The 3,960-nt window shown below is 70.9% G+C and carries 3 protein-coding genes; 2 read left to right on the top strand and 1 reads right to left on the bottom strand.

Features of this window, described 5'->3' with window-relative positions:
- Positions 1-736 (bottom strand): hypothetical protein (locus DJ69_RS03035; RefSeq protein ID WP_099254236.1); only part of this gene is annotated, 736 nt, incomplete at its 3' end.
- 315 nt (positions 737-1,051) lie between these two features.
- Here DJ69_RS03035 and DJ69_RS03030 point away from each other — a divergent pair.
- The gene (locus tag DJ69_RS03030; RefSeq protein WP_099254235.1) at positions 1,052-1,606 is read left to right on the top strand and encodes a DUF7344 domain-containing protein; all 555 of its coding nucleotides are present in this window, start codon (positions 1,052-1,054) and stop codon (positions 1,604-1,606) included.
- An 86-nt stretch (positions 1,607-1,692) separates the two neighbouring features.
- Positions 1,693-3,960: DNA mismatch repair protein MutS (gene mutS / locus DJ69_RS03025; RefSeq protein ID WP_099254234.1), on the top strand; the 2,268-nt coding region annotated here is incomplete at its 3' end.

Here is a 3,960-nt window from a genome sequence, read left to right as displayed (position 1 = left end):
CGCCGAGCACCCCGCTCCGCGAGGCGAGCGGGAGCGACTCCCAGTCGTCGAGATGCGCCGCCAGCGCGCGGTCGGCGGCGACGTCCGCGAGGAACGCCGACCGCGACTCCCAGTGGCCGATACGCTCGTTGCCGGCGTGTGCGAAGCCGGGCTCGCCGAGCCACCGCAGCGAGAGCCCGTCTTCGTCGATGCCGGTGAGCCGAGCGAGCGCGGTGACGTCGGCCGGAGAGGCGGGACGCGTGCCGTCGGGAGGGGTTGCGGCGGCCTCGTCGCCAGCGGCAGTCGCGTTCGTTACGCCACCGAACGCCGTGTCGGCCGCGTCGCGAAGCGCGGCGAGGTGCGTCCGCCACGCCGACTCGAACCACGGCGCGAACGCGAGATCGGTCCCGTCCGGCGTCTCGACCAACACGTCGGCGGACAGGAGGTACGACTCCGCGTCGACCTCCGGAGGCGGACCGGCGTCGCGGCCCTTCCCGAACAGCCGGAGCGCGCGCTCGGGGAGGTAACGCTTCGTGAGTTCGGGCGTTCCCGGGACGAGGTAGCCGCGCAGCCAGATCGCCGCGAGCGAAACGACGAGGAGGGCCGCGCCGAGTTCGACCGCGACCAGGGCGCCGACGCCGACCGCGCCGACCGCGGCGATCGCGATGTTGACGGCCGTACAGGGCAGACAGCGGTTCTCGCCGGTGTACTCCGGACGCCGAAAGCGGCCGAGACGGGTGTCGTGTGATGCCGTCATACCCGTCGTTGGCGACGGAGAGACCTATGTATGCGTGGCCTACCGGTGTTCGGGAGGCGGAACATGGCGGCGCCGACGGCTTCGACCGCAACGGAGAGCCTGACCGCGGCCGGAATGAAACCCGGAGTCGATCGGTTCAGCGTTCCGAGGAGTACCCGGACGAGGGGGGGGATAGGTCAGGCCGAGACGTGCGAGACGCGAAAATCGTTGCCGCTTCGAATCATACGGATTCCACACTTTCATGACGTGACATTAATACATAATGATATATACTCCGGTTTCGATAGGTAGTGTGACATAGTGCGTGAGAGTACCATGACACCGCAAGTGACGGGAGAACCGAAGGTAGCCGGCAGCGACGCCGACAGGCCCTCCCGCGACGAGGTGTTTACGGCGCTCAGCAACCGACGGCGGCGAAACGTGATCACCTATCTGAAAGAGAACGGCGACGGCGCGCGCGTCAGGGACATCGCGGAGCAGTTGGCGGCGTGGGAGAACGACCTCGAGATCAACGAGGTGACGTACAAACAGCGCAAGCGGGTGTACACCGCGCTGCACCAGTCGCACCTCCCGAAGCTCGCCGAGAGCGGATTCATCGACTACGAGCCGGATCGCGGGATCGTCTCGCAGACGGAAGAGAGCCGTCAGCTCGAGGTGTACCTCGAGGTCGTCTCCGAAAACGAGATCCTCTGGGGCGAGTACTACATCGGCCTCGCGGCCGTCTGCGGGCTACTCGGCGGCGCAGCGTGGATCGGGACCGTCCCGTTCGCGTCGGTCTCCGGCTACGCCTACGCGGTCCTGTTCGCGGCGCTGTTCGGTGTCTCCGGGGTCATTCACCGGATGTCGACGCGACGGAATCGGGTGGGGTGACGCTCGCGCCGCGGGCGGGCGGGCGCCCGCCGCGGCCGACCGCACACCCGTAGGGTTTTACCCGCCGACGGCGGGAGTACGGATATATGCCAACGGGGATCGTCGGGGAGTTCCTCGATCTCAAGGCGGAGACCGACGCGGACGTCCTCGCCATGCAGTGCGGCGACTTCTACGAGTTCTTCGCGGACGACGCGGAGCTGGTCGCCGACGAACTGGACCTGACGGTGTCACAGAAATCCTCTCACGGCTCGTCGTACCCGATGGCGGGCGTGCCGCTCTCCGAGCTCACCCCCTACGTGAAGGCGCTCGTCGAGCGGGGGTACCGGGTCTCCGTCGCCGATCAGTACGAGACGGACGACGGCCACGCCCGCGAGATCAGGCGGGTCGTCACGCCCGGCACCCTCCTCGAGACCGCGGACGACGACGCGCGGTACCTCGCGGCGGTCGTCCGCGAGGGCGACGACGCCGACGGCCCCTACGGGCTCGCGCTCGCCGACGTGACCACCGGGCGGTTCCTCGTCACCGAAGTCGAGACCGCCGGCGACCTCCGCGCCGAGCTGTACCGGTTCGACCCCGCAGAGGTGCTTCCGGGGCCGCGCGTCCGCAACGACGACCGGTTGCTCGGGGCGGTCCGCGAGGACCTGTCGGGGGCCGTCTCCGTCTTCGACGCGGAGGCGTTCGCACCGGGGCGCGCGAAACACGCGGTCCGCGAGCAGTTCGGGCGGGAGACCGCCGACAGCGTCGGGATCGACTCCGATCTGGCGCTCCGCGCGGCGGGCGCCGCCCTCGGCTACGTCGAGGAGACCGGCGCGGGCGTGTTGGCGTCGATCACGCGGCTCACCGCCTACGGCGACGACGACCACGTCGCCGTCGACGCCACGACCCAGCGCAACCTCGAGCTCACGGAGACGATGCGCGGCGACGCCGACGGCTCGCTGTTCGAGACGGTCGACCACACCGTCACCGCCGCCGGAGGCCGGCTCCTCCGCGAGTGGCTCACGCGACCGCGGCGGGACGGCGCGGAGCTTGCCCGCCGGCTCGACGCGGTGGAGGCGCTCGCGTCGGCGGCGCTCGCGCGCGACCGCCTGCGGGAGACGCTCGGCGACGCCTACGACCTCGAACGGCTCGCCGCGCGGGCGACGAGCGGGAGCGCGGGCGCGAGGGAGCTCCTCTCGGTGCGGGACTCGCTCGCGCTGGTGCCCGCGCTCGCCGACGCCGTGTCCGGGACCGCGCTCGCCGGCTCGCCGGTCGCCGAGGTGCTGGAGCGCATCGACCGCGGGCGCGCCGCCGCCCTCCACGGCGAGCTCGCGGAGGCGCTCGCGGAGGACCCGCCGAAGACGAAGACGCAGGGCGGGCTGCTCCGGGAGGGGTACGACGACGAGCTCGACGACCTGATCGCGCGCCACGAGGAGGCGAACGAGTGGCTCGACGGGCTCGCGGAGCGCGAGAAGCGGCAGCACGGCCTGAGCCACGTCACCGTCGACCGCAACAAGACGGACGGCTACTACATCCAGGTCGGCAAGTCCGCGGCCGACGGCGTGCCCGATCACTACCGCGAGATCAAGACGCTGAAGAACTCCAAGCGGTTCGTCACCGACGAGCTCGAAGAGCGGGAGCGCGAGGTGCTCCGGCTGGAGGAGGCCCGCGGCGAGCTGGAGTACGCGCTGTTCGAGGAGCTCCGCGAGCGGGTCGCCGACGACGCCGAACTGCTGCAGGACGTGGGGCGGGCGGTCGCCGAGATCGACGCGCTCGCGTCGCTGGCGACCCACGCCGCGGGCAACGACTGGACGCGCCCCGAGCTCACCGACGAGCGCCGGCTCGACGTGGAGGCGGGGCGCCACCCGGTCGTCGAGCGGACGACCGACTTCGTGCCGAACGACCTCCGGCTCGACGGGGAGCGCGGCTTCCTCATCGTCACCGGCCCGAACATGAGCGGGAAGTCGACGTACATGCGGCAGGCGGCGCTGATCCAACTGCTCGCGCAGGCGGGGTCGTTCGTGCCCGCGCGGGCGGCCACCGTCGGGCTCGTCGACGGGATCTACACCCGCGTCGGCGCGCTCGACGAGCTCGCGCAGGGGCGCTCGACGTTCATGGTGGAGATGCAGGAGCTGTCGAACATCCTCCACTCGGCGACCGCGGAGTCGCTCGTCATCCTCGACGAGGTCGGGCGCGGCACGGCCACCTACGACGGCATCTCGATCGCGTGGGCCGCGACCGAGTACCTCCACAACGAGGTGCGCGCGCGAACCCTCTTCGCCACGCACTACCACGAGCTGACGACGCTGGCCGACCACCTCCCGCGCGTGGAGAACGTCCACGTCGCCGTCGACGAGCGCGACGGCGAGGTGACGTTC

The sequence above is a fragment of the Halorubrum persicum genome, from assembly GCF_002727125.1.
Classification (GTDB): Archaea; Halobacteriota; Halobacteria; order Halobacteriales; family Haloferacaceae; genus Halorubrum; species Halorubrum persicum.
Note: the sequence above shows the minus strand (reverse complement) of the source record. Positions and strands in the feature narration are given on the sequence as shown.